This window comes from Mesobacillus subterraneus, assembly GCF_023715485.1.
In the GTDB taxonomy this organism is placed as follows: domain Bacteria; phylum Bacillota; class Bacilli; order Bacillales; family Cytobacillaceae; genus Mesobacillus; species Mesobacillus subterraneus_B.
Genome location: NZ_JAMBOF010000010.1, coordinates 21,223 through 45,671, shown reverse-complemented (window position 1 = coordinate 45,671; position 24,449 = coordinate 21,223). Strand labels below are relative to the sequence as shown.

The 24,449-nt window shown below is 38.6% G+C and carries 23 protein-coding genes and 1 pseudogene; 19 read left to right on the top strand and 5 right to left on the bottom strand.

The genetic code is table 11. The features are described 5' to 3' along the window. Nucleotides 1-516 precede the first annotated feature (516 nt). Both M3204_RS15425 and M3204_RS15420 read left to right on the top strand, forming a co-directional pair. A complete protein-coding gene (locus M3204_RS15425) occupies nt 517-849 on the top strand; it encodes a nucleoside triphosphate pyrophosphohydrolase (RefSeq protein ID WP_251483569.1) in 333 nt (110 codons plus the stop codon). 29 nt (nt 850-878) lie between these two features. Next, complete coding sequence (locus tag M3204_RS15420; RefSeq protein ID WP_251483324.1) at nt 879-1,367, top strand: hypothetical protein; 489 nt, start codon at nt 879-881, stop codon at nt 1,365-1,367. A gap of 207 nt (nt 1,368-1,574) precedes the next feature. Here the strand turns inward: M3204_RS15420 and M3204_RS15415 are convergent, their stop codons facing one another. Further along, nucleotides 1,575-2,558 (bottom strand): hypothetical protein, encoded by a 984-nt coding sequence (locus tag M3204_RS15415; RefSeq protein WP_251483322.1) that lies wholly within the window; start codon nt 2,556-2,558, stop codon nt 1,575-1,577. Between the two features lie 166 nt (nt 2,559-2,724). Between M3204_RS15415 and M3204_RS15410 the strand changes: the two genes are divergently transcribed. The 4 genes from M3204_RS15410 (at nt 2,725) to M3204_RS15395 (ending at nt 7,539) form a co-directional block, all read left to right on the top strand. Further along, entirely contained in the window at nt 2,725-4,953 is a 2,229-nt protein-coding gene (locus M3204_RS15410; RefSeq protein ID WP_251483321.1) for an McrB family protein, read from the top strand. Continuing rightward, nucleotides 4,928-6,403, top strand: a complete 1,476-nt coding sequence (locus M3204_RS15405; protein WP_251483320.1) for a DUF2357 domain-containing protein — start codon at nt 4,928-4,930, stop codon at nt 6,401-6,403. The genes M3204_RS15410 and M3204_RS15405 overlap by 26 nt, the downstream gene beginning before the upstream one ends. Nucleotides 6,404-6,656: 253 nt before the next feature. Further along, the gene (locus M3204_RS15400; RefSeq protein ID WP_251483319.1) at nt 6,657-6,905 is read left to right on the top strand and encodes a hypothetical protein; all 249 of its coding nucleotides are present in this window, start codon (nt 6,657-6,659) and stop codon (nt 6,903-6,905) included. A 112-nt stretch (nt 6,906-7,017) separates the two neighbouring features. Then, nucleotides 7,018-7,539 carry a GNAT family N-acetyltransferase gene (locus M3204_RS15395; protein WP_251483318.1) on the top strand — a complete coding sequence of 174 codons (522 nt, stop codon included), beginning with the start codon at nt 7,018-7,020 and terminating at the stop codon, nt 7,537-7,539. Nucleotides 7,540-7,653: 114 nt separating this feature from the next. On the opposite strand, the gene M3204_RS15390 is transcribed toward M3204_RS15395, so the two are convergent. Beyond that, complete coding sequence (locus tag M3204_RS15390) at nt 7,654-8,157, bottom strand: NUDIX hydrolase (protein WP_285856993.1); 504 nt, start codon at nt 8,155-8,157, stop codon at nt 7,654-7,656. A 56-nt stretch (nt 8,158-8,213) separates the two neighbouring features. Further along, nucleotides 8,214-9,047: an NERD domain-containing protein gene (locus M3204_RS15385; protein ID WP_251483315.1), complete on the bottom strand. Its 834-nt coding sequence runs from the start codon at nt 9,045-9,047 to the stop codon at nt 8,214-8,216. 130 nt (nt 9,048-9,177) lie between these two features. On the opposite strand from M3204_RS15385, the gene M3204_RS15380 reads away from it, so the two are divergent. After that, a complete protein-coding gene (locus M3204_RS15380; RefSeq protein WP_251483314.1) occupies nt 9,178-9,756 on the top strand; it encodes a nucleotidyltransferase family protein in 579 nt (192 codons plus the stop codon). A 28-nt stretch (nt 9,757-9,784) separates the two neighbouring features. Here M3204_RS15380 and M3204_RS15375 read toward each other — a convergent pair whose 3' ends face one another. Then, nucleotides 9,785-10,318 (bottom strand): hypothetical protein, encoded by a 534-nt coding sequence (locus M3204_RS15375; RefSeq protein WP_251483313.1) that lies wholly within the window; start codon nt 10,316-10,318, stop codon nt 9,785-9,787. After that, nucleotides 10,315-10,578, bottom strand: coding sequence for a hypothetical protein (locus M3204_RS15370; protein WP_251483312.1), 264 nt, complete (start codon nt 10,576-10,578; stop codon nt 10,315-10,317). The genes M3204_RS15375 and M3204_RS15370 overlap by 4 nt, the downstream gene beginning before the upstream one ends. Before the next feature lie 227 nt (nt 10,579-10,805). Between M3204_RS15370 and M3204_RS15365 the strand changes: the two are divergent. From M3204_RS15365 to M3204_RS15310, 12 genes and pseudogenes are all read left to right on the top strand, one after another. Next, nucleotides 10,806-11,938, top strand: a pseudogene (locus M3204_RS15365) (serine hydrolase domain-containing protein). Between the two features lie 236 nt (nt 11,939-12,174). Further along, nucleotides 12,175-12,735: an AAA family ATPase gene (locus M3204_RS15360; protein WP_251483311.1), complete on the top strand. Its 561-nt coding sequence runs from the start codon at nt 12,175-12,177 to the stop codon at nt 12,733-12,735. 148 nt (nt 12,736-12,883) lie between these two features. Continuing rightward, the gene (locus M3204_RS15355; RefSeq protein WP_251483310.1) at nt 12,884-13,375 is read left to right on the top strand and encodes a hypothetical protein; all 492 of its coding nucleotides are present in this window, start codon (nt 12,884-12,886) and stop codon (nt 13,373-13,375) included. A gap of 499 nt (nt 13,376-13,874) precedes the next feature. Then, on the top strand, nt 13,875-14,351 hold the full coding sequence (locus M3204_RS15350; RefSeq protein WP_251483309.1) for a glutathione peroxidase: 477 nt from the start codon (nt 13,875-13,877) through the stop codon (nt 14,349-14,351). A gap of 21 nt (nt 14,352-14,372) precedes the next feature. After that, on the top strand, nt 14,373-14,816 hold the full coding sequence (locus M3204_RS15345) for a MarR family winged helix-turn-helix transcriptional regulator (RefSeq protein ID WP_251483307.1): 444 nt from the start codon (nt 14,373-14,375) through the stop codon (nt 14,814-14,816). 103 nt (nt 14,817-14,919) lie between these two features. Next, nucleotides 14,920-15,840 (top strand): DMT family transporter, encoded by a 921-nt coding sequence (locus M3204_RS15340; RefSeq protein WP_251483305.1) that lies wholly within the window; start codon nt 14,920-14,922, stop codon nt 15,838-15,840. 336 nt (nt 15,841-16,176) lie between these two features. After that, nucleotides 16,177-17,304 carry a M14 family zinc carboxypeptidase gene (locus M3204_RS15335; protein WP_251483303.1) on the top strand — a complete coding sequence of 376 codons (1,128 nt, stop codon included), beginning with the start codon at nt 16,177-16,179 and terminating at the stop codon, nt 17,302-17,304. Nucleotides 17,305-17,474: 170 nt separating this feature from the next. Then, on the top strand, nt 17,475-18,359 hold the full coding sequence (locus tag M3204_RS15330) for a proline iminopeptidase-family hydrolase (RefSeq protein WP_251483301.1): 885 nt from the start codon (nt 17,475-17,477) through the stop codon (nt 18,357-18,359). 283 nt (nt 18,360-18,642) lie between these two features. Beyond that, the gene (locus M3204_RS15325) at nt 18,643-20,916 is read left to right on the top strand and encodes a glycoside hydrolase family 65 protein (RefSeq protein WP_251483292.1); all 2,274 of its coding nucleotides are present in this window, start codon (nt 18,643-18,645) and stop codon (nt 20,914-20,916) included. 327 nt (nt 20,917-21,243) lie between these two features. Continuing rightward, the gene (locus tag M3204_RS15320; RefSeq protein WP_251483290.1) at nt 21,244-22,527 is read left to right on the top strand and encodes an extracellular solute-binding protein; all 1,284 of its coding nucleotides are present in this window, start codon (nt 21,244-21,246) and stop codon (nt 22,525-22,527) included. 110 nt (nt 22,528-22,637) lie between these two features. Continuing rightward, complete coding sequence (locus tag M3204_RS15315) at nt 22,638-23,594, top strand: carbohydrate ABC transporter permease (RefSeq protein ID WP_251483288.1); 957 nt, start codon at nt 22,638-22,640, stop codon at nt 23,592-23,594. A gap of 12 nt (nt 23,595-23,606) precedes the next feature. After that, nucleotides 23,607-24,440 (top strand): carbohydrate ABC transporter permease, encoded by an 834-nt coding sequence (locus M3204_RS15310; RefSeq protein WP_251483286.1) that lies wholly within the window; start codon nt 23,607-23,609, stop codon nt 24,438-24,440. Nucleotides 24,441-24,449 lie beyond the last annotated feature (9 nt).

Sequence of the window (24,449 nt, the reverse complement as noted above, 5' to 3'; positions counted from 1 at the left end):
AAAGACATGGCATCTTATACTCAGGAAAAATTTGTTTTGCCAAGAAACTTAAGAGGTAGGAGTATTCAACTGAATGTCATTCCTACTGTGTACAACTTAAAGAACATGATTGATAAGTTAATTTTGGTTGACGGTGATGTGATTCAGTTAAAGCAATGGGAGAAAAGAAGTTATACAGCTTATCAGATAAATAAAATCAAAAGAGAAGTTATGAATGCGCCAACTAAGGAAGATAGAGCCAGATTAATTAAACAGCATATTTTAAATGGTGATCCTAATGATTTTGGTGCCAGCTGCATTGATATTTACCTGGTTGCCTATGTTTCAGAAAACCATAAACCTGGGAAACAGGCTTTTATTGAATATGCGATGAGTAACGGTATCACGGATAAACTTAATTCAGCTCAGGCTATATGGCAGGTAGGAAAAGGGGATGGCACCTACCTGGGCGTTTTAAATGATGACGGTTCGGTACGGGATTGGGATTTCTTTAGGAAATGGGTTAATGGACCGAGTATGGGAAAAACAAAAATATATAACAAGCTAGTCCGGGACCGCATTCCTGAGATTATCTCAAGATCCGGGAAAACTTTTAACACCAGGCAATTAACTAGTGAGGAATACATAAGAGAATTAAAGAATAAAGCGCTTGAAGAACTAAACGAATTTATTAATAGTAATAACAAACATGATGCAGGTGAAGAGCTTGCAGACTTGTTGGAGGTAATGCATTCACTAGCTGAATATAATGGCTTTGATTTTACTGAGATTGAAGAAATTCGTCAGCATAAAGAAAAATCCAGAGGGGGATTTAAAAACAGAATATATTTAATTGAAGTCGAATATTAAACAGGGTTTTATTCTAGGAGCCGGATAATATGAAAAAGAGTAAATTTAAATCAAGCTTTCAAAAGTTCTTAAGTGAAGAAGTTGAAGGACTATCAAATGAGCAGAAAATTAAATACATGAAAAAATGGATTAAAGATTACCAGAATAGTAATGAAAGTGATGGCAAACCTTTAATGGTAGAAGAAGTCCAAGCAATCTTATCCATTGATAGCTCTAAGAAAATTGGAGTATTAGTTAGAACAACTATAGATGACATAATCAAAAGGGGACTACTTACTCCTAACAAAATTGTTATGTTACAAGATGAAAGATACTGTAAGGAGACTTTTGATATTAATTTTCCGATGTTAAAAAAGGTTGATTGGAAAATTTCTCTGTTTAATCAAAGGAAAATAAATGGATATGATCGTTACTGGGCTGAGCCAGTAACGATTCAAAATGAAAAATTCCTTATCTGTAAGGAATGGTATGAGAGAAATAAACCTAAGTTTATCATGTGGGTAAAAAACTTAGCATGAGAGAATATTTTCTTTTATCTTAATTGGTGAAGGATATCTTTGTTGAATGATAATTATTTAGCAAAATACTATAGAATCTAAGTGGAGCAGCTTGTATAAAAAATGAGCATTCCTTTTATTGATGGGAAATCTTTTCTTTACTGGAGCCAATAAATTATTAATAAATGAAATAGTCGCCACCGAGTTTCAATCAGTGGCGACTATATTCTATAAATTGTCTGATTCCATATTTTCCATATACTCATGGCGTATCTGCGAGAGACTTTTTCCTGTTTCCTTATGAATCGCAAAAACGTATGTTTGAATACTAGACCATCCATATAGTCCTTTTAACCATTTTTGCATGGATTGTTCTGTGTCGTTCACAAGGATATTACCATTAGCTAAGAGAATACCCTCATCAGGAAAGTCTTTAGCCTTGATTACATCTCCAGCTTTTACAACACCCCATTCAAGCATTGAGTCTATCTTTGGTAATGCTCGCTTAGAGATATTTGTGTTTTTAGGTTTGGATAACGGAGATGACTTTTCTAGGAAATTCACAAAATAATCATCGTAATCGTTCAATGGCAGTACTTTTTCAACGTTTAAATAAACTTCCTCGGCAATTTTATACGGTGTTAGTTTAATGCAACTCATATCTACATTATTACTATTTAACCAGGCAACAGCTGAAAGAGTTTGTTCGTCAAAGTCAGAAGCCACCAGGATAATCCTTTGTTTTTGATTAAAACTGTTTATGGCATTGTGTTCTTGAAGAAACGCTGATAATTTTCTGCTGCCTAATTCGAAGCTAGTTAAAGATCCGATATCAAAGTCACGACGATATTTATCAATATAGGGAGCGTAAATTTTGGTTACCAAGTCTTCAGGGTCTTTAATAGTTGCATAGCTTGCAGCGTATCTAATAGCCTGAAATTCAAAAGATTCTTTCCTGTTTTCAATATCTTTGCGATCTCTCTTAATTTCAATTAAAACGATGTCTCCGTTGTTATCGATTGCTGTCAAATCACTACGTCCGTAATGAACATTTCTTACCTGTTGACCCACAATGAGCATTGATTTTTCCTCATCAGCTATCATTTCAATATTGGTCCTTAACAATTCCTCTATATCACTTTCTTGCATTCCTAATTCTGAAAATGTCACTGGCTCAATACTCTCCGCTTTATATTTCGATATTTTATACATTAGGAACCCTCGCTTTAAGTTGAACTATATAATATTTAGTTTAACACTTATTGAGATTTAATTAGTATTTAATGGCTAATGATAATTATTCACAGCCTTTTATTTCCAAACTATCTTTAGTAGTATTAAATTAACAAAGTTATCAATAAATAAAGAGGGTGCTTCTGTGCTAAATCTCTATCATTTTCAATCTATTTTAAATATGGATAATACAGAATTCCGATGCAGAAAGGCATTGGATGAAATTTCTCCTGTTATTAAACCATTGTTTGAACGTTTTGTAGAAAAGTTGGATATTCGATTAAGTGAAGATGTTTATATACGTAGCTACGATACTACATTGTCCACAACTTATCACGATGCCAGAAATCCAACTTATGCTGAGAAGAAAAAAGTCTCAGATATAGGTCGCAAATACTTTGTCGGGTTGTATACCAAAGTGAACGATAAGGAATATAACTTAATCACTTTGGAACTTAATGGATTTAGCCAATTAATCCTTATACACCATGAGGTTAATTTTATACCATTTTGGGCCTGGTATAAAAATGAGAAGATACAAAGTGTCTTAAACTCGATCCCAATGGAATTCGATATTTTGACTGGTTGGAAAGAAAAAGAGGAGCTTCAAAGAGAGGATTTCGTTAAGTACATAAAAGATTGTATTAAACCAAGAAGGCGTCCGTGGTTTCAAATTGGAATGAGTCTTCCATTGGAAGGACAACTTGAAGAACAGTTATTAATAGATAGCCTTCTCAGAACTTGGAAGCAGTTGGAGGAATATAGAACTTATTTTAATGAAGAAATTGATATATCCCATAAAACTTACAATGCATTGATGGCTCTGGCCTCAACTAGAAATATAAAAGAAACTGAACTACTAGGGCGTACATACAAAGTTGATATTTCTTCTGCAGAAGGATACAAAACAAATGCGAAGCGACAGTCGTTTCATATCTATGAGAGCGACCAGTTGGTTACTAAGGGTTTTCTATATTATTTTGAGTTCCATGAAAAGTTCTCTCCTTTTCAAACAATCATGGTACAGATAGAGGGACATAATCATATTTTTACAAATGCTCGTGAAATTATAGGTAATGGTATTGAGGAATGGAAGATATCGAAGTCATTTACCACTCAAAGCCTGGATAACCATCAGGTGATGGCACACGCGATGAAGCTATTGAATGAACATGGGATTGAAGCGGGGAGCAATGTTTATAAAGTTGGCAGTTTTAATAATGAGACTCAAACCTTTGTGGAAGGAAATGAACAGGTTAAGAAGAATTTCATCGATGCTGCTTTATTATTTGCGCATGCTAGTAAAAAACTTGAACTTCCTACAGAAGAAAATGAAGTTGAGATTGATGTAGAAGATTTATCAACTGATGACTCTGATTTAATAGAACCTAACTTTCAGTTTGAGGGCATATTCCAAACTATATCAAATAGTAGATTCACTTTTTCAAAAGAAATTATCCGGGACCTGCATCTGAATTTAACTGCACTTGATGATAAGCATTTTGTACTTTTAAGCGGGATCTCCGGTACTGGAAAGACACAGCTTTGCAGACTGTATACGAACGCAGTCTATGGTCTTGAGTATGAGAATGATAATCCATACTTCACGATTATTCCGGTAAGGCCCGATTGGACTGACGCCAGTGCTTTATTCGGATACTATAGCTCATTTGAGAAGCGGTATGTAAGAACAGAATTTCTTAATGTAATATTAAACGCTTTGAAAGAGCGAGAAAAACCTCATTTTATCTTGCTGGATGAAATGAATCTTGCTCGGGTTGAATATTATTTAAGCGATTATCTAAGCGCTGTAGAATCAGGAAAAGAAATACCATTGCATCAGGATGATACTATAACAGATATCCCTAAGAAAATACTTATTCCGCCTAATGTGTATCTACTTGGTACAATTAATGTTGATGAAACGACTCATTCAATTTCTGATAAGGTTCTTGATCGTGCATTTGTCATGACCTTGTCTGACGTTGACTTTAATGCATACTGGGATCGTGCAGACCAGGATATCAAGGACGTGCTCGGTCGAGAGTTTGCCATGCTAAAGGAATTGCATCAGATGTTATTAACGTACGAACTTCATTTTGGTTATCGAACAATGGGGGAAATGTTGCGCAAACTTTTTGTTAACCAACAGTTACCTGAAGAACATCAAATGGAGCCTTTAAAGGCTCTGGATCGCGTTATTTCCGAGAAGGTTTTAACAAAGGTTCGTGGTGATGAAAGGATTGCTGAAATGTTAAGAAAGATGGAAGTTTGGCTTAAGGAAAACCTTGATACTGATTCCATCTCGCTAAAACATGTCAAACGGATGCAAGAGGAGTTGGAGTCTTATGGAGCCACTCAGTTCTGGAGATAACAATCTTGAAATTTGGGATGCGGGGCAAGGCTGGATCCATATTACCGATGCGTATTTAACAGAAGCTGCTGAGTATAAACTCCGTTACATTGGAGATCAAGTGGATGTCCGGATTCATGGTGTTCCATTGCCATTTTACAAACAAGAGGGTACTTTCTTTGCTACAATGCTTACTCCTTTTCAAAGTGGTACCTTGAGAATTTCCTTGAATGGACTAGAGTTTGAGTCTTATATCTATCCTGACCAAAGAAAATTAACGGAAGAACAATATAACTTGATGATTGAAGAAATTCTTGAAGAAGCAGCTATTTGTTTTCAGCTATGTGGTCTTGAAATTAAGGTGAACGCCTCTGGCCGGAACCGTAATCTTTCTTGGACACAATGGAGTTATATCGAAAGATCCTTTCAACAGCTAAGACAAATATTTTCAAAAATTGAAGGTCAGCCAATCCGGAGATTGCAAAAACAACCTACCATCATGAAACGAGAAAAGGTTCAGCGTGCTGAACAAGTAACATTAGCTTGGTTGGATAGGAAAGGGCATGGCAGAGAAATACCTACCCATGTGGAAACTGTAAAAACCTATGAAACAAGAAACATATATGAGAATCAAGTGTTAAAACAACAGGTTCTGGATTTATACCGTCTTTTAAGAAAATATGAGGCAGCTGAAATTGATTCTGTAACAGTGAAAGCCAAAAGGTACAAAGCAATTTTACAACACTGGATGAACAGTCCCTTTTTAACAGAGATTAATGAAAATAAAGGTCCTTACAATATTACGCAAACGTTCAGGAAGCACCCGGTTTATCGGATATGGTATGAGTGGTTTGATAAGTTGTATAAACATAATAAAGAAGGAATTGGACTCTCTTACCCAATTGCATTAAAGGACACCTTTTTCCTATATGAAATGTGGTGTTATATGCAATTAGTAAAGATAATGAGAGAGTCCAATTTAATTGAGGACACTAGCAAACTATTTAAGACTACAAGAGATGGATTTTTTTTGAATTTAGCTGAAAACAATCAAAGTTCGGTACACTTGCTAAACGGCATGACTCTATACTTTCAGCGATCCTATCAATATAACTCAAAGACCTTCCATACATATACTCAGAGAATGATTCCGGATATTGTATTAGAAGGAAAGGATCGAATTATTGTGTTCGATCCAAAGTACAGAGTACCTGGAAACATAGGAACCGCACTAGGGGAAATGCACAAATATCGAGATGGAATCATACATCGTGAGACTGGAGAAAAGGCAGTCAAGGAAGTATACATTTTAACTCCTACATCAGATGGGCAAGCGGATTCGATGAGGTATTTTGATGTGGAATTTAGGGAGAAGTTCAGGATGGGAGCTGTAAAGATGGTTCCTGGTGATAAAATAGATGATTTAAAACAAATTATTTTATCATGTTTTACCTGCTTTAGAGTTAATTGAGGAGAAAAGTACTGTCATCTTAATTATTAGCTTGTGAAAGATAGAGAGGAGGAGTGAACATATGACAACCAAAGAGTACTTTTTTGGATTATTTAGAACACAAAAAGCAAGAGAATTGGCGTGATGTATTGATGAGTATATTTATTGTAAGAGTCCTTATGATACAGAGGTAGAGGATTACCATGTAAGCAGGAAAAATGGTCAAAGAACAGATTGTATTGGATACATTAGCAAAAAAGGATTGTATAAATTTGTGTCCTTAACTTCTGCAAGAAAGACTTGTTTGGTTCTTCACCTCGGTAAGAAACTTCATACAAACACAGCTATTGAAATGCAAGAAAAGATGGATTTAATGTTAAGTAAAAAATATAAAGATAGTGATTCAATAAAGTTAACGCCTGGAGAAGTATACATAAGATTGGAATGGGTAGGAAATTTAGATCAAATTATCCCATTTATAGATGAAGCATATTATTTAAGATTAGAGAAAGCAGTAAATTAATAATATTTTTATGAAGAGATGAAGCAAGGGGGCGTAGCCTGTGCTCCATCTTTTCTTTATAAAATTTCTATTTTTCTTTTTTAACTACCATATGAATGAGGCGGAAAATAAAATGACGATAAGAGTAATAAAGTGCACTCGGGAAGATATACCCACACTACAAGAAATCAGTTATGAAACCTTCAGTGATACCTTTAAGGAACAGAACACTTCCGAGAATATGAATGCTTATTTGGAAAAGGCATTTAACTTAATTCAATTGGAGAAAGAATTGAGCAATCCTTCTTCTGAGTTCTTTTTTGTCTCTTCTCACAATGAACTTGCTGGGTATTTAAAGGTTAACATCGATGATGCTCAGTCTGAGGACATGGGGAATGAAGCGCTTGAAGTTGAGAGGATTTATATTAAGAGCAATTTTCAAAAACATGGGCTTGGTAAATATCTGCTGAATAAAGCGATAGAATTGGCGAAGGTGCATAATAAGACTAAAATCTGGCTGGGTGTATGGGAGAAAAATGAAAATGCCATTGCTTTTTATAAGAAAATGGGTTTTGTAGAGATTGGCGCTCACTCTTTTTATATGGGTGATGAGGAGCAAATCGACATTATTTTGACTCTTACCATTCAGGAATAATCAGTTTTTTTAAAAAGACAAGCTCAGCTTGCATTATGGTATTTGTAATTTAGCACAGGGGAATTCCCTGTGCTAAATGGAAGGGAAGGGACGTACCCTGTGCTTCTCAACCTTTTAATATAAAGTCTGCATTTCTTTCAATTGTTTTAATACATAGGTCTCGCGCTTCAACCAGCTATTTTGCTCAAATTTATTAATTAAGCTTTCATTTTTTGTGATGGCTTCGTCGAGTGTAACCCATTTTGGTGTGAATTCCAATACAGCCTCGTATTCATCTAATTGCAGTTCATCTTTTGCTTCGGATATGAGATCACAAAGGAAGTAGTGAGATATCATTTGAAATAGAGCATCCTCTTCGAACTCGTCTTTATTCCGTTCAATTATTGTGCCAATTTTGTCCATGATCACGCAATCAGTATAGCCGGTTTCTTCTTTTACCTCTCTTATTAGACCTTCCTCATGAGTTTCGTTCTTTTCTACTCCGCCACCGGGGAATTTAAAATCCCCTCTATTAGATTGAACCAGTAGAATGTGATTATTTTTCATTATAACGGCTCTTACTGCTATTCTCTCGACTGTATTTTGATAGTGACCCACGGTGAATTCTTCTATTGTCATATTGAAGTTCATGTTATTTTACACACACCTTTATTTTAGATATTCCTTAAAAGCTGCTAAGCAATAAACCTGCATTTGGGAAAGCTGCTGCAGCCTTTGAACTTTCCTTTTTTGCCTGTTCTAGAAACAAGCGGACTTCCGCAGCGGGGGCAAATGTTTTCTGCAACCATTGTTTTCTTTTGCTTAAGTTCACTTTTTATATCGGTTACGTGCTTTTTCTTTATTTCTCTCTTTTGTTTTAAATCCGTGATGGTGAAAGGGGCAAGTAATTGCTTCACTTTCCCGCGTTTAAAAAGTGAAACTTCCTCTGTGGGCTGGATGTTACTAATTGTATTTAATAGATCGCTGCTTTTAATGACATAGGCATTCTTGAATGGTTCTTTGAATTTCAGTGTTGCTTCTGTTCCGAAAACGATCACCGAGTGGAAAGGTAGTTCAGAAGCAGCATCTCCTAGAATTGATTGAAGTGCTTTTATATGACCTGAATTTTGCCAAATGGGATTATACATTTTATCTTTTCGCTGATAATTTGTCTGCGTCCAGTACTGGCTGTGTTCGGAGCCGGTAATCCAGCCTTTATAATTCTTTGTTTCAATGACAAAAATGCCTTTTGGGGAAATTAATAAATGGTCAATTTGAGTAGTTTGTCCGTTTTCTTTCGGTAGATAGAGGTCGTTCATGAGGGTGTAGTCTTGAGAATCTAAAGAAGAGAGAATGTTGGCTACACGCTTTTCTCCAATCCAGCCTTTTATTGTGGCATAGTTGCGGTTTAAAATCCATATAACTATTAACATTAATACCGGGAAAAAATAAGATTGCAAATTCATCAACCTTTCAAAGTGAAATATTTCCAATAATAGATTACCATAATTTTCATCAAGTTTAGCCAATTTTTGTTATTCCTGAAGCGCGGGGACGTACCCTGTGCTTCTTTTTTCGCAGTATAGTGCTAAGTACTGTACTTATTTAGTGTTAATATAAGAATATATGTTCCGTTAATGTAGGGGGATTAAATTCGTAATGTTGAGAAGCAAAGATGATGTTCTAAAGTTAATACAAAGTGATGAAACAATGATGCAGATTATCAAAGCTGCTAGCACACTGGATTTGCCTGACTGGTGGATCTGTGCCGGGTTTGTCCGCTCGAAAGTCTGGGATGCGCTGCACGGGTTTAAGGATCGGACGTTGACTCCTGATGTTGATGTTATTTATTTTGATGCCGCAAGAATAGATGAGGATTACGAAAAGGAATTGGAGAAAAAGTTGATGAGTATCTTGCCTGGTATTCCCTGGTCTGTTAAGAATCAGGCTAGGATGCATGTCATCAATGATATTCCTCCGTATACTTCATCTGAAGATGCCATCTCCAAGTTTCCGGAAACTGCGACGGCTCTCGGTGTGAAGCTGGACAAGGATAATCATTTGGTTCTTACCGCTCCGTGTGGGTTGAATGATGTCCTTCATTTGGAAGTGAAACCTACTCCTTTTTTTACAGAAACAAAAGAACGTGCAGCGATTTATGAGGAACGGTTGATCAAAAAGAATTGGAAAGCTATTTGGCACAACGTCAAAGTCCATCATTTCATAAGCCACTCCTAATGATAAAGAATAGATCTGAGAAAACAATTTAAAACCCCATCTCAAAAAGCTCCGAAAAATAAATATCCTGAAACTTCTTATTCAGAATGCCAGTGTAGTAGGCAAGGGGATTTTTCACCATTACGTTTGACTTCATTTTACGAACTAGCTGCTTAAAAGACTCCAGGGAAACGGACAGAATGGTATCTGTCTCGTTTTCCTGGTTATTTTTGTAGGCTGCAATGGTTGTCATTTTCCAGAATTCTTCGATGGCCTTTGCGCTTGGAAAGAAGTATTTTGCCAGTTCGACGAATGGCTTAGGGATCCTGTCGCTGACGAATAGATGGTCTGCTGGTGCTTTGGTGATTTCTTGTTGAGGTGCCGTTACTTCACGTTTATTATTCTTTATAGTTTTAGTTTCAGAAAGAATAATAGTTTTATTATGGTGGTTCAGTTTTTCCTTTTTTGGTGGTTCATTGCTGGGAAAACGATTGAATACGTATAGATTGCTAGATTGTGAACCGTTCTTCCGTTCAGTTTCGTAAACTGTGAAGATTCCCAGATTGCTAGCTTTTATGATCATTCTTTTAAAGTGGAACGAGAAATGCCGAGTTCGTTGTATTCCTCATGAATCGCTTTCAGCACCGTCCCGATTTTTGCATTGCTGACGCCTGGAATTTTTGCCGCAAACCTGGACAGCCTCTTTAACCCTACTAGCTCTCCTTTTGAAAAATCATGCTTATGTACAGCCAGCCACATTTCCAAATGACGATTGAATTCCTCCAGCGAACTGAACTGTGAATACTCTTCAAAACCTTCAATGACCCCTGATTTAATTGTCATCTTTTTGCACCGCCCTTTCACTGTCTATATACAGATGGGCAGGGAAAGGGGACAGGGTGGATAGGGGAATATTGTGTCTGTTTTGTGACGGTTAACCATATAGAAAGAATGATACCTATTCCTGTGCTGTTCATTAATTTACTCGCGAATTTTTTACCGTAATATTCCATCGTGCTGGTATAATAGACCTAGACAGAAAGAATGGAAATGCGTTAGAAAGCATATGAATGAGACAGAATGAAGGATTTCCAGATGCCTTATCTGTATATTTTTTAGGGGGAGTTACTGTGAAGGTTTTTTTGAAGGTAGCTGCAGGGTTATTTATTGGTTTATGCTTTTATTTGTTTTGGAGCACTTCTCATACTGACTTAGAAGAATTCATTGATGAAAAAGCAGCAGAGGTGAATTTCAACGGAACGATTCTTGTAGCAGATGGCGATGAAATACTTTTTCAAAAGGCTTACGGACTTGCAAACAAAGAACAAAACATTAAAAACACCATAGATACCGTCTTTCCGATTGGATCCCTTACTAAATCGTTTACAGCAATTAGCATTCTTCAACTTGAAGAAGAGGGGAAACTATCGGTGGAACAGCCGTTATCAAAATATGTTCAGGGTTTTCCAACTGGGATGATATTACGATTCACCATCTCCTTACTCATAGTTCAGGAATACCAGAGCTGTTAAATGTGGTTGACAATAAAAACGAACATTCACCGAATGAAATAATAGAGCAGATTAAAAATAAAGAACTTGAATTTAAACCAGGCGAAAAATATGCTTATTCTAATTCCAATTATCTTCTTTTAGGATCGATCATCCAAAGCGTTTCTGGACAAAACTATCAGGATTATGTGAAAGAGAATATTTTTGAAAAAGCCGATATGAAAAGCAGTGGCTTCTTGAACAGTACTGCTGATTATGCATTCGGATATGAAAATATGGAAAAACCAACAAGGAACTTCCATGACAGCTTAACATTTGCAGCAGGAGATATTACGAGTACGGTCAGCGACATGGAGAAATACAATCAAGCCATAAACAATCACGTGTTATTAAGTGAAGAGGCAACAGCTAAAATGCAGACCGGGTACATGAAGAGTGCTCCATTTGGCGCCGCTAAATATGGATACGGGTGGCACGTTATAGACAATAAGATTAGTTTTAATCATAAAATGATACAGCACGCTGGAGGGCTTGCAGGACACAAAGCAGAGTTCGCTCGATTTATTGACGATGATCTAACCATCATTATTTTGACTAACAATCAAGGGAAGACGAAATTAGGCACGATTTCGCGCGAAATTGCATCCATTGTTTTCGGAAAAAGATTTTTTAATTGGCAGAAGTTCATTTAAGATTTGACTTGAGGGTTCGGGATATTAAAGCCTAATGGCAATGCCGAAAAGTGAAATATGGTAGGGGAGGGAATTCACGTCATGTGCATTTCCTTTTTTTTCAATGAAAAGACCAGCATATTGAAATTTAAAAATCAGCAGGTTCTTGCTATGTTTGAAAAGAAAACTTAAAGAATTTTTGTAAAATTATGCTAATATTTTCATAGAGATTATTTTTAAAAAAAGGGGGAGTGTCTATGAAATTTGTTCACGTATTTGGACCACAAGCGGTTGGAAAAATGACAGTCGGACAGGAATTAGCGAAAATAACGGATTTAAAACTTTTTCATAACCATATGACGATTGACTTGGTTAATCATTTTTTTGATTACAGTACAAAGGAAGGAAAAAGATTAGTAAAATTGTTTCGTCAGGAGATCTTTGAAGAGGTTTCAAAGAGTGATTTGTATGGAATGATATTCACTTATGTGTGGATGTTTGATATGAAGTCTGATTGGGATTACGTTGAGCGACTCTCTCAGCTTTTTGAGTCCAGAGGCGGCGCTGTCTACTATGTAGAATTAGAGGCTGACTTAGAAGAGAGACTCGAGCGGAATAAAACTCCAAATAGACTTGAACACAAGCCTAAAAAAAGAGATCTTGAATGGTCAGAAAATGACTTGAAACGGACAATGGAGAAGCATAGATTGAATTCATTGGAAGGTGAAATCAAATTCCCTAACTATATCAAGATCAACAATACGAACTTAAGTGCTGAACAAGTAGCAACGATCATTAAGGAAAAATTTGATTTATAGCCTAATGAAAAAAGCTTGGAATGCCTGCATCAATGTGGCGAAAGCATCACTATGATTATTAGTGAAACTTTCGCCTTTTGAGGAAGACAATTAAGATAGTAAGGAATTTAAAAATGTCTTATAATATTAGTCAAGGAGGTGAACAGAGATGGAGAAACAAATACTGGAAATATTATTAGAAGTAAAAAATGATTTAACTGGAGTGCAACAGGGCTTAGCAGAAGTGAAAAATGATTTAACAGGAGTGCAACGGGGCTTAGCAGAAGTGAAAAATGATTTAACAGGAGTGCAACAGGGCTTAGCAGAAGTAAGAAATGAATTAACAGGAGTGCAACAGGGCTTAACAGAAGTAAGAGATGATTTATCAGAAGTAAGAAATGATTTAACAGGAGTGCAACAGGGCTTAACAGATGTAAGAAAGGAGTTAACCGAAGTCCAAAAAGATCTTAAAGATGCAAAAACAGACATTCATGTAATCAAAGAAACGGTAAATCGAATTGAAATTTCTCAAAGAGAAGATGTTATTGGAATATTGAAAGCGAATAAGAAGAAAACTGATTTTGAAGCTGATTACATGAATAACAGATTAACTGAGATGGACAAGCGAATCTATAATTTAGAAAAAAATGCACAAAATTAAGCTACCTATAAACTTTGTAATTGGCACAAGGAAATTCTTCTTGGCTTCTACGTTTATCTTCACTTCATATTTTTGGCTTGTAATTCGTATAGCTACATTTTCTATCTATCATTTATGGCACTATTAATTTAGAAGCAACATAATCACTAGCCGGTTCCACAGCTAACTAGAATCCATCCGTATTTTCTCATTCCTCTCGCTCTAACACCGAAAATTCATATATTGCTTTCCGCCTTATATCGATTACTCCAAATTATACTTTTGCATTTTAGCAAGATTTATTTTTCTTTCTGTGCTACCTATTTTTAAAATGAATAGAGCAATTGGGTCACAGAAACAGTTTAAAGATAGATCCATTTTTTTGTTAGAAAGGGCAATGCGGCAGCGTTGCCTTTTATTTTTTTAGCATGAACAACACATTAAAATTTGAAGGTGAAAATAAAATCTGATACGATTTAATCGTACACGATATAAATTTGTGATTTAGGAGGAATTTCTCATGAATACTGTCTATGATTTTACCGTTAAAAAGACGAATGGCGAGAATAAATCGATCGGTGATTATGCAGGCAAGCCATTGCTGATTGTGAACACGGCAAGTAAATGCGGATTGACGCCTCAATTTACTGGGCTTCAGGAACTGTATGAAAAGCACCACGAAAAAGGACTGGAAATTCTGGGTTTTCCATGTGGCCAGTTTAACAATCAGGAGTATGACAATATTGAGGAAACGACTGAGTTTTGCCAGCTGAATTACGGAGTGTCCTTTCCGATGTTTGCGAAGATTGATGTGAATGGTGCTGACGCAGATCCTCTTTTTACATTTTTAAAGGAGCAAAAAGGCGGATTGCTTACGAAGGATATTAAATGGAATTTCACGAAGTTCCTTGTCAATCGTAAAGGCCAGGTGATTAAACGCTATGCTCCGACGACTGAACCTAGTAAAATTGAGCAAGATATCGCCGAACTATTATAAGCTGTGTGAAGGATGAGACGCTTGGACGATTTTTTAACTCTTGAAAATCAACTGTGCTTTGCCGTCTATGAGGCGGGAAGCCAGTTTAACAAATTATATTCTAAAGCGCTGGATTCTTTCGGTATCACCTATCCCCAGTATTTAGTATTATTGGCATTGTGGGAGAAGGATGGTCTGTCCGTAAAAGAGCTAGGGGAAAAGCTGAACCTGGGAACTGGTACATTGACCCCGATGATTAAAAGAATGGAAGCGAGTGGCTGGGTGAAACGGGAGCGTTCCACCGTAGATGAAAGAAAGGTTTGCATCTTCGTTCAACGGAAAGCGTTAGAAGAAAAAGAAGCCATTGTGCAAAAAATCGCCACTGAATTGAAACTGTGCAATATCGAGTATGAAGAATATGAGCTATTGATGAAGCAATTAACCGTTTTGCGGGGAAAATTGAATCAATACAATAGCAGCTATTGAACCGGAATCAGTTTCTTGATTTCGGTTTTTCTTATTATTTCAAAAATTTTATCCAGATTGGATATTTTTCCTATACAATATAAAAAAAGGGAGGGAGAATGCCATGGTCCAGAGACTGGGAAACGCTCCGTACTTACTCCTGGTTGGAGCTGCATTTTTTTGGGGCGGCAATGCGGTGGCTGGTAAGTTCCTTGCTGGTTCCCTTCCGCCGGTGACGATTTCTTTCATTCGCTTGGCGATTGGTGTCCTGATTATGTCACCAGTAATCATCAGGCTTTTCAAACGGGAGATGGCTGCGTTACGAGAAAATTTAAAGATGCTTGTTTTCCTGGCGGTGACTGGAGTAATTGGGTTTAATCTGTTGATTTATTGGGCGGTCAATTATACGTCTGCGATCAATGCGACGTTGTTGAACAGCACGAGTCCATTATTCATTTTCCTTTTATCTGCGCTTTTGATTGGGGAGAAAATGGAGCTGAAGTACTGGGTGTCAATGGCGATTTCGTTTATTGGAGTGCTGTTTGTCATCACACATGGCTCATTTGAGAGAATGATTGCTTTACAGTTTAATACGGGCGACTTAATTATGGTGTTGGCTGTAATTTCGTGGGCTTTGTACTCTATTTTTATCAAAAAGCTTTCCGGGAAGATGCCTTCGCTGGCGATTTTCGGTTTCACGCTTGCGATTGGTTTTCTGTTGATGATTCCTGCGGTCGCAGTGGAGCTGGCAGTTGAGCCGGTTGATGCGTTGACGCTTGGCGAGTGGAGCGCGTTATTTTACATAGGGATCTTTCCATCGATTTGTTCGTTCTTGCTGTGGAATCGAGCGGTCGCGATGATTGGCCCATCGAAAGCATCGATCTCTTTGAATCTGATTCCGGTGTTTGGTGCGGGTGCTGCGTTCCTGGTGCTGGGTGAGGTTATTACCTTGCCGCAAGTCATTGGTGGATGTCTCGTCTTTATTGGAGTATTCATTACTTCTTTTACAAAAAAGAAGTCAGTGCAATTGGCTGAAGAAGCTTAAAATTTTGCAGGAGATCATATGAGAAAAATAATAGCGATTAGTACGGGGCCAGTTATTTTAAATAATAGACCAGCGACAATTCCAGCGTTCCATAAATCGTGAGACAGCGAATCAATTCGCTGTTTTTTTTATTGCGCCCAGAGATGTACCTATCTTAATCTACCGATAATTTTTGGTTGATGACAGGTACAAAGACATATCTTAGAGCTTGTCTCATATTGTCTAAAGATTCATACTTTTTACACTATTAAAATGTTGCTAAGTTAATTTATCATTTATTTAGCGTCCCGAAAGGTCTAAAAAGGGGCGACGACATTATGAAAGGGGATACATAAATTGATAAAGAGAATAATTAATTTCGCAACCGCAGCATTGATCTTCATGCTTGCATTCAGCTCGACATCACTTGCAGCACTCCAGCCTGGAGGGCCATCAACGAACGGCAATACAAACATTAACAGTACCCTCTCTTACACAGACGTTGTCAAAATCCTTGAAGACATCGAGAGAACGAGCAAAGGAAAGGTTGAGGTATCTACTCTTGATCAGTATGGAAAGTCAGAACAGGGCAGAAGCATTTATGTCGCAAAATTGGGGACAGGCCCTCAAAAAATCTGGATTCAGGCGCAAATTCATGGAAACGAGAAATTGGTCACTGAAGCAGCACTCCAGCTTCTAAAGACCTATGCGAACAGCGGAGAGAAGGATGTAGAGAGGGTTCTTGAAGAAGCGACTCTTTATTTCATCCCGATGTATAATCCAGATGGAGCGGAAATGAACATCCGCCATACAAAACTGGCTGAAAGCGGAAAATTGATCGACTTAAACCGTGATTGGACTCTTACGGGTTTCGAAGCAGTAGAATCAAAAGTAGTCTATGCCTACTGGGCGGACGTTAAGCCTGATTTCGCAATCGACCTTCATCATCAGGGGCTGAAGCAAGTCTATGGAACAAACGAGTCCACTTCATTCTCTCTTGGAATCTCACTTGCTCCGGATGGGCCAACACTGCCTGGTACCGGCTATAATAAAATCACCAAGCAGATGATGGCCTATGTCTATGATGAGCTGAAGGATTATGGCTATACACATATTGACCGTTACCAGGTCGGTGTTAATAGAGAAAAAGGAATTGGTTACGATATCGATATCAGAGGTGGGGTTGTGTCAGCCATGATGATGGGGCTGAACTACAACAACCTGAACCCTGAAGGACATAGCCATCCAGCAGTATTCTTTGAAACAAAAGGAAATACTTCTGATGGAAGCCTTGGCCAAAAATCAAATGGCTACCTGACAAAGCAGAATTACCTCGCATTGAAGTCGCTGGTATATGGTTATGTAACCGGTGAAGTGGAGAATGTAAACGAAAATGAGTGGTATAAGATCCCGTATTATCCTCTGGCAGGGTATCTGACTGATTACGCTGGGACTATACCTGTTAACACAGACTTAGGCTACTAATGGATTTTAGAAGGGAGTGTCTCAATCCGATTGGGACACTCTCTTTTTGATTGCTTCTTCAATTCTAGTAAAAAGGAAATTTCCTAATTGAGGCGAATTTATAAGAGTGGGATAAAAGAAGCGTACTTAAAAAGCTATTTGTTAATTTAATAGAATTAGGAGGAATACATATGTACGAAGAAGGTTTTGTTGAGGTTACCGGCGGGAGGGTCTGGTATGAAATTTACAATAAGGATGCAGAAGGGACACCGGTTATTCTTTTACATGGAGGGCCAGGGTCTTCGACTTATTCGTTGAAAGGGTTGAAGGAGCTGGGCAAGGATCGCCCGGTTGTCATGTATGACCAGCTCGGCTGCGGGAAATCGGATCGCCCTGATGATGTTTCCCTATGGAATATTGATCGTTTTGTTGAGGAACTGGGCCAGGTTCGAGAGGCGCTGAAGCTTGATGAAGTACATATCCTTGGTCATTCATGGGGAACGACTCTTGCGGCAGCATATGTGCTGACTAAGCCAAGTGGAGTGAAGAGTGTGATTTTCTCAAGCCCGTGCTTGAGTGCGCCAATGTGGGAAGAGGACCAAAAACGCAATATTGCCAAGCTTCCAGTTGACGTGCAGGAGACGATCAGACGCTGTGAAGAAAGCGGCGATACCGATTCCGAGGAATTCAAGGCAGCGATCAGGGAGTTCAGCAAGGAATTTGTTTACCGCGGCGAGCCTGATTTTGAATGGCTTAAGGCTGGTGCCGGAATGAAAAATCCTGTTGTGTATCAGACGATGTGGGGACCATCAGAATTTACGGTGCTGGGAAATCTTAAAACATTCGATTGTACCCAGCAATTGGGTGAGATCGAGTGCCCGACATTGTATACATGCGGCCGATATGATGAAGCGACTCCTGAATCGACGGAGTATTTTAGCCGGTTGACGCCGGGGGCGGAGTTCCATGTGTTTGAGGAAAGTGCGCATATGCCATATATGGAAGAGCCTGAAGAGTATCTAAAGGTCATTGGTGAATTTTTAAGAAATACCGACAGCGCTGATAATGTAAATTAGGATAAATGTATGCCAGGAATTTTTTATTCCTGGCATTTTCTATGGAAGCAGGATTTAAAATACCAAAGCTTCAAGTAGATAACTAGCTCATAGTGACAGGAATTTAAAATGTGAACAAATTCCAAAATCCAAAAATGAATTGACATTAAAGCGATTACATAATAATTTGTATATACAAGCGCGAGTTATCAAAACGCTTTCGCAGACATTAGTTAATAGCACTTAGGGATGAAACCAGAGTGCTTTTCTTACGAATATATATGACATCGCTGGAGGGGTACAGATGAGCTGGAAGCTTACAAAATCAGAGCTGGATCAGGAGAATCTACTAATTAATGAAAGTCTTTTATCACTGGGGAATGGTTACTTGGGTGTAAGAGGCAATTTCGAAGAGGGTTATCCAGAAACATACAAATCAATTCGTGGGACGTACATTAATGCTTTTCATGATGAGACAGAGATCACATACGGGGAAAAGCTGCACGCATTTCCTGAAACACAACAAAAACTGGTAAATATAATTGACGCTCAGGGAATTGATATTTACATTGATGGAGAACGTTTTTCGTTATTTGAGGGCGAAGTGATCGATTATACTCGTAACCTGCATTTCGACCGAGGATTCTCGGAGCGTATTGTCCACTGGCGGTCACCAAAAGGTAAAGAAATTAAACTTCATTTTAAAAGGCTGATTTCTTTTATTACCAGAGAACTTTTTGCCATTGATGTAAAAGTAGTACCCGTTAGTTTAGTAGAGAACATAAAGATTGTTTCCACCGTTGATGGTGATGTATCGAACTACGTGGATAAAAATGATCCTCGTGTTGCTTCAGGCCATGCAAAACGGCTGAATGTTATTGAAGCGAAGCATGAAGAGAATATAAGTGTGGTTAAGAACAGGACATTTGCAACTGAGCTTGAAGTTTCATGTGCTGCTGCCTCTAAAATCGAAGCCGCTGAATATCAATATGTAGCTGAAGCTTCAAATACGGCCGTTACCGAGACATATGTTTGCCAGGGAGGTTCACCTATCCGATTCACCAAGTACAATGTTTATACTGATACCCTGCGTCATGGTGAACAGGTTGTAGAGAAAGCTATGGCAATCCAAACCCAGGTCAGCAAACAATCCTTCGAGGATTTACTGTTATCTCAAGAAGAATATTTAACAAATTTCTGGAGAACCTCTGATGTGAAAATAGAAGGTGATGAGCAATTACAGGAGGGAATCCGCTTTAATTTATTCCAGCTTTTGCAGTCCGTCGGCAAGGACCCGGTAAGCAATATTGCCGCGAAAGGATTGTCTGGCGAAGGATATGAAGGCCATTATTTCTGGGATACGGAAATTTACATGTTCCCTGTCTTTTTAATGACAAATCCGGATATCGCCAAAAATTTATTGCTCCATCGTTATTCCATCCTGGATAGTGCCAGGGTAAGAGCGCTGGAGATGGGCCATAGAAAGGGAGCCCTGTTCCCATGGCGGACGATCACGGGTGGAGAAAGCTCCGCGTTCTTCCCGGCCGGCACCGCTCAGTATCATATCAGTGCAGATGTTGCCTATAGCTATATTCAGTACTATTTAGTCACAAAGGATGAGGCTTTTTTAAAGGACTATATGGCTGAGGTATTATTCGAAACTGCACGGCTATGGATCGATACCGGCCACATGAAAAAAGGCCAATTCCGAATCGATAATGTCACAGGTCCTGACGAGTATACATGTATTGTCAATAACAATTACTATACGAACGTAATGGCCAAACATAACCTGCTTTGGGCTGTAAAGGTATATCAGATGTTAAAGGGAACCGACATTTTGAACCTGTTGGCGGAAAAGATTGCGCTGACAGAGAACGAAGCGGATGAATGGAGAGAAGCCGGGGAAAATATGTTTCTTCCATATGACGAATCCTTGAAAATCAATGCCCAGGATGACAGCTTCCTGCACAAGGACCGCTGGGATCTGGAAAATACACCAAAGGAAAAATTCCCATTATTGCTAAATTATCATCCGTTGACTTTATACCGCTATCAGGTATGTAAACAAGCGGACACCGTTCTAGCCCATTTCCTGTTGGAGGATGAAACTGATTTTGAAACGATTAAAAACTCGTATGATTACTATGAGCCGCTGACCACTCACGATTCATCTTTATCCTACTGCGTATTCAGTATCATGGCTTCCAAATTAGGCTACAAACAAAAAGGGTATCATTATTTTTATGAGACGGCACGTCTTGATCTGGATAATACACACGGAAATACAAAGGATGGCCTCCACATGGCAAACATGGGAGGTACCTGGCTAGCCATTGTATTTGGGTTTGCTGGATTGCGGGTAAAAGAAAGCGGTCTTAGCCTTGCTCCTTATCTTCCTGAGCAGTGGAACTCATTAGAATTCAATCTGCAGTACCAAAACAGGATATTGAACATTCATCTAGAGAAGGACATGGTATCCTATGTACTTGCAGAGGGAGAAGAATTGACGATTAGTCACCACGATGAAAAGGTCCTGATAGCTCGAGGGAATAAAGTAACGATCCAAATAAAATAAAGAGATAAGAGACCAGAACATCTTTTGTGTTCTGGTTCTTTTTTTGCCAATAAAAAGGTTTAACAAGTCTTGAATTTTGTAACGACAGACTATATTTGTCACCAATCGTCACAAGCTCCAGAAAAAAACGTTTGAAATGCCCTAGATCACCAGGAGGTAAAATATCTCTTTAAGTAGATGAATATAAAACACCTTATCACTGCAGCACAATCCTCAGGTTTGCAAGAAAGAAATATAAGACACCATCCCCTTAATGTAAACGGTTACAACTCAAAAAGAAAAAAGTAATAATTTACTTGTACAAAAAATATGAGGGGGTACCCAAAAATGAAATGGTTTAAATCATTGATGGCTGGTGTTTCCATATCGACTTTGCTTCTTGCAACAGCATGCAGCGGCGGCGGTGGCGAAAAAGCCGATGGGGATAATAAAGGAAGTAAGGATAAGGTTACGATTGAATACTGGCATACCTACGGAGATCAGGAAGAAAAGGTATTGGTCGATAAAATTAAACCTTTATTTGAAAAAGAACATCCAGAAATTGAGCTCAAGCTTACCCGTATGCCATATGAGGGTTTGAAGCAGCAGGTCATTGCGGGTGTGTCTGGTGATGCTGCTCCGGATTTAATGAGGATGGATATTATCTGGGTTCCTGAATTTGCGGAAATGGGTGCCTTAAAAGAAGTAAGCAGCATGGATGGCTTCGATGCAGTTAAGGAAAGTGTGTTTGAAGGCCCAATGGCAACTAATGTATTTGAAGGCAAGTATTATGGCGTGCCGGTAAATACGAATACAAAAGTGGCGATCTATAACAAAGCAATCATGGATAAAGCCGGAATTACAGAAGCGCCAAAAACAATGGATGAGTTCGTGGCCGCATCACAGAAAGCGAAGGATGCGGGCGCAAAAGGAGCTATTGGAATCGGTGGTTCATTCTCATGGGGATTCCTTCCATATTTCTGGAGTCTTGGAGGGGAATTGACAAATGAGGATTACACTAAATTCGATGGTTACCTGAACAGCCCTGAAAGCATTAAAGCAGTTGAAGAAATTGCCAAGTGGCAAAAGGATAAGCTGGCTGCTCCAACACTTCTTGGCGGTGAACCAGGAACATGGGATGGCATGAAGAAAAATGAATATTTCATGATAGATGATGGTCCTTGGTTCTACAGCATCTTGATGAATGAAGAAGGAAGCAAATTCAAGCCGCTTGAAGATACAGTCCGCGGATTGATGCCTGAAGGTAAGGGAGGAAGCCGTTCCGTTATCGGCGGTGAAGACCTTGTTATTTTTGCTAACTCAAAACATCCTGAAGAAGCATGGACTTTCGCAAAGTGGATGATGACAACGGAACCGCAAAAAATCATGTCCGAAACTGGGCTGATTCCTTCTAACAAGGAAGCTGCAAATGATCCAGAATTCCTGAAGGTGCCATTTGCAAAAGAATATGTTGAGCAATTAAAAACTGCAATGCCACGTACTCCAATTCCTCAATGGTCTGAAATCGAAGCAATTATTAACCAGAACTTTGAGAAAGTTGTCCGCGGTAAAATGTCTGCCGAAGATGCAATGAATGATGCTGCAAAGAAAGCAGATTCATTATTGAAATAAAAAATCCGACTTTCTTCTGAGGGTCAAAAAAGAGCCATATCACTCAGAGAGTTGATATGGCTCCCTTTATTTCAATTAAGATAAAAATAATTTCGGAGGGAGGCTCCACAATGTTACCTGTAAAGGAAACCAATCATCCAGAAATCAATATCGAAAAGGATCCTTTTTCAGTCAGATTTAAAAAAGGGTTAAAGCAGTGGCGGGAAGTATTTCCTTTTCTGTTTTTAGGCTTGCTTGGGGCCGGTGTTTTTGTCATTTTTCCACTCATCAAAGGGGTTATCATGAGCTTCCAGGATTATAACATCATGCCTGGGGCAGAAAGTCCGTTCGTCGGGCTTGAGAATTATATGCGTGCATTTGAAGATGAAAATTTCAAATATGCCGTCAGGAATACAATCCTCAATACATTGGTAACAGTACCGGTCAACTGGTTTTTCGGCTTGTTTTTCGCTGTATTGATCAATTTGCACTTTGTAAAGTATAAGATTACTTTCCGTACGCTTTATTATCTCCCAATCATAACATCATGGATTGTTGTGGCCTTTTTGTTCCGTTACTTATTCGCTGATGGGGACAGCGGGCTTATTAACTTTATGCTTTTAAAAGCCGGTCTTGTCAATGAACCGATCAGCTGGCTGCAAAACCAGTGGACTGCAATGGTTGTAATCTGGCTGTTCCATATTTGGAAAACAGTCGGCTGGACAGTTGTCATTTATCTGGCTGCACTTCAGGGAATCTCGAAGGATATTTATGAAGCAGCAGCGATTGACGGGTCGGATGGATTCAAAACTTTCCGCTATATTACAATCCCGCAGCTTAGGCCAATTACCGCGTTTGTCCTTATAAACCTTGTTATGGGTGCATTCAATATTTTTCCGCAGGTTTACTTCATCACAAACGGGGGCCCAATGGGACAGACCGAAGTGCTGCAGAGCATGATTTATAAAGAAGCGTTTAACAATTTTAACTTTGGTTATTCATCAGCTCTCAGTGTAATGATGGGACTGACAATTTTCTTGATCACTCTTGCGCAACAAAAGAAATTAGGAAAAAATACGGATGAATAAGGAGGGTGGAAGATGAAAACAAATCCAATAGCTAAAGTAATCGTCTATATGATCCTGATTTTAGGAGTCCTCGTCTTTATCACTCCGTTTATTTATATGATTTTAACCACCTTTGTCAAGGGAGCATATTCACTGCCAAGACCGAGCGAAGTATTCTCCGCAGTTCCAAACCTTGATAATTACGAGGTTGTATGGACGAAAAATAATTTCTTTCGATTCTTCCTTAATAGTTTACTGGTGGCAGGGGTTGCAACAGTAGGCAGTGTGTTTTTTGGAGCACTCACAGCCTATGCGTTTGTCCGTTTTACGTTTCCTTTCAAGGAATTCATTTTCCGTGTATTCATTTTCACGATGATGATTCCGCTCGTATTGGCAATCGTACCTCAATTTACGGTCGTTAAATCACTTGGTCTTGTCAATACTTACTACGGGCTCTGGTTGATTTATATCGGGGGCGGTATCGTTGGTTCCACTTTCTTCCTCAGAGGCTTTTTTGAAAAAGTACCAAAGGAATTGGTCGAATCGATCGTAATGGATGGAGGGGGAAACTGGAGGATATTCTGGAATATTTACCTTCCATTATCGAAGCCGGCTCTTGGAACAATGGCGATCTTTGCCTTTTCCGGAACGTGGGATGAATACTTTGTCGCACTGACGATCATCAAGGATGAAATGATGAGGACATTGCCAATCGCCCTTATGATGTTCCAGGGGAAATATGCGAGCAACTGGTCATGGATTTTCGCTGCATCCATCATTGCGATTCTTCCTGTCATCATCATTTATATCATATTCCAGAAGAAGTTCGTACAAGGTGGCATGAACGAAGGAAGCGTAAAAGGGTAAACAATGGAA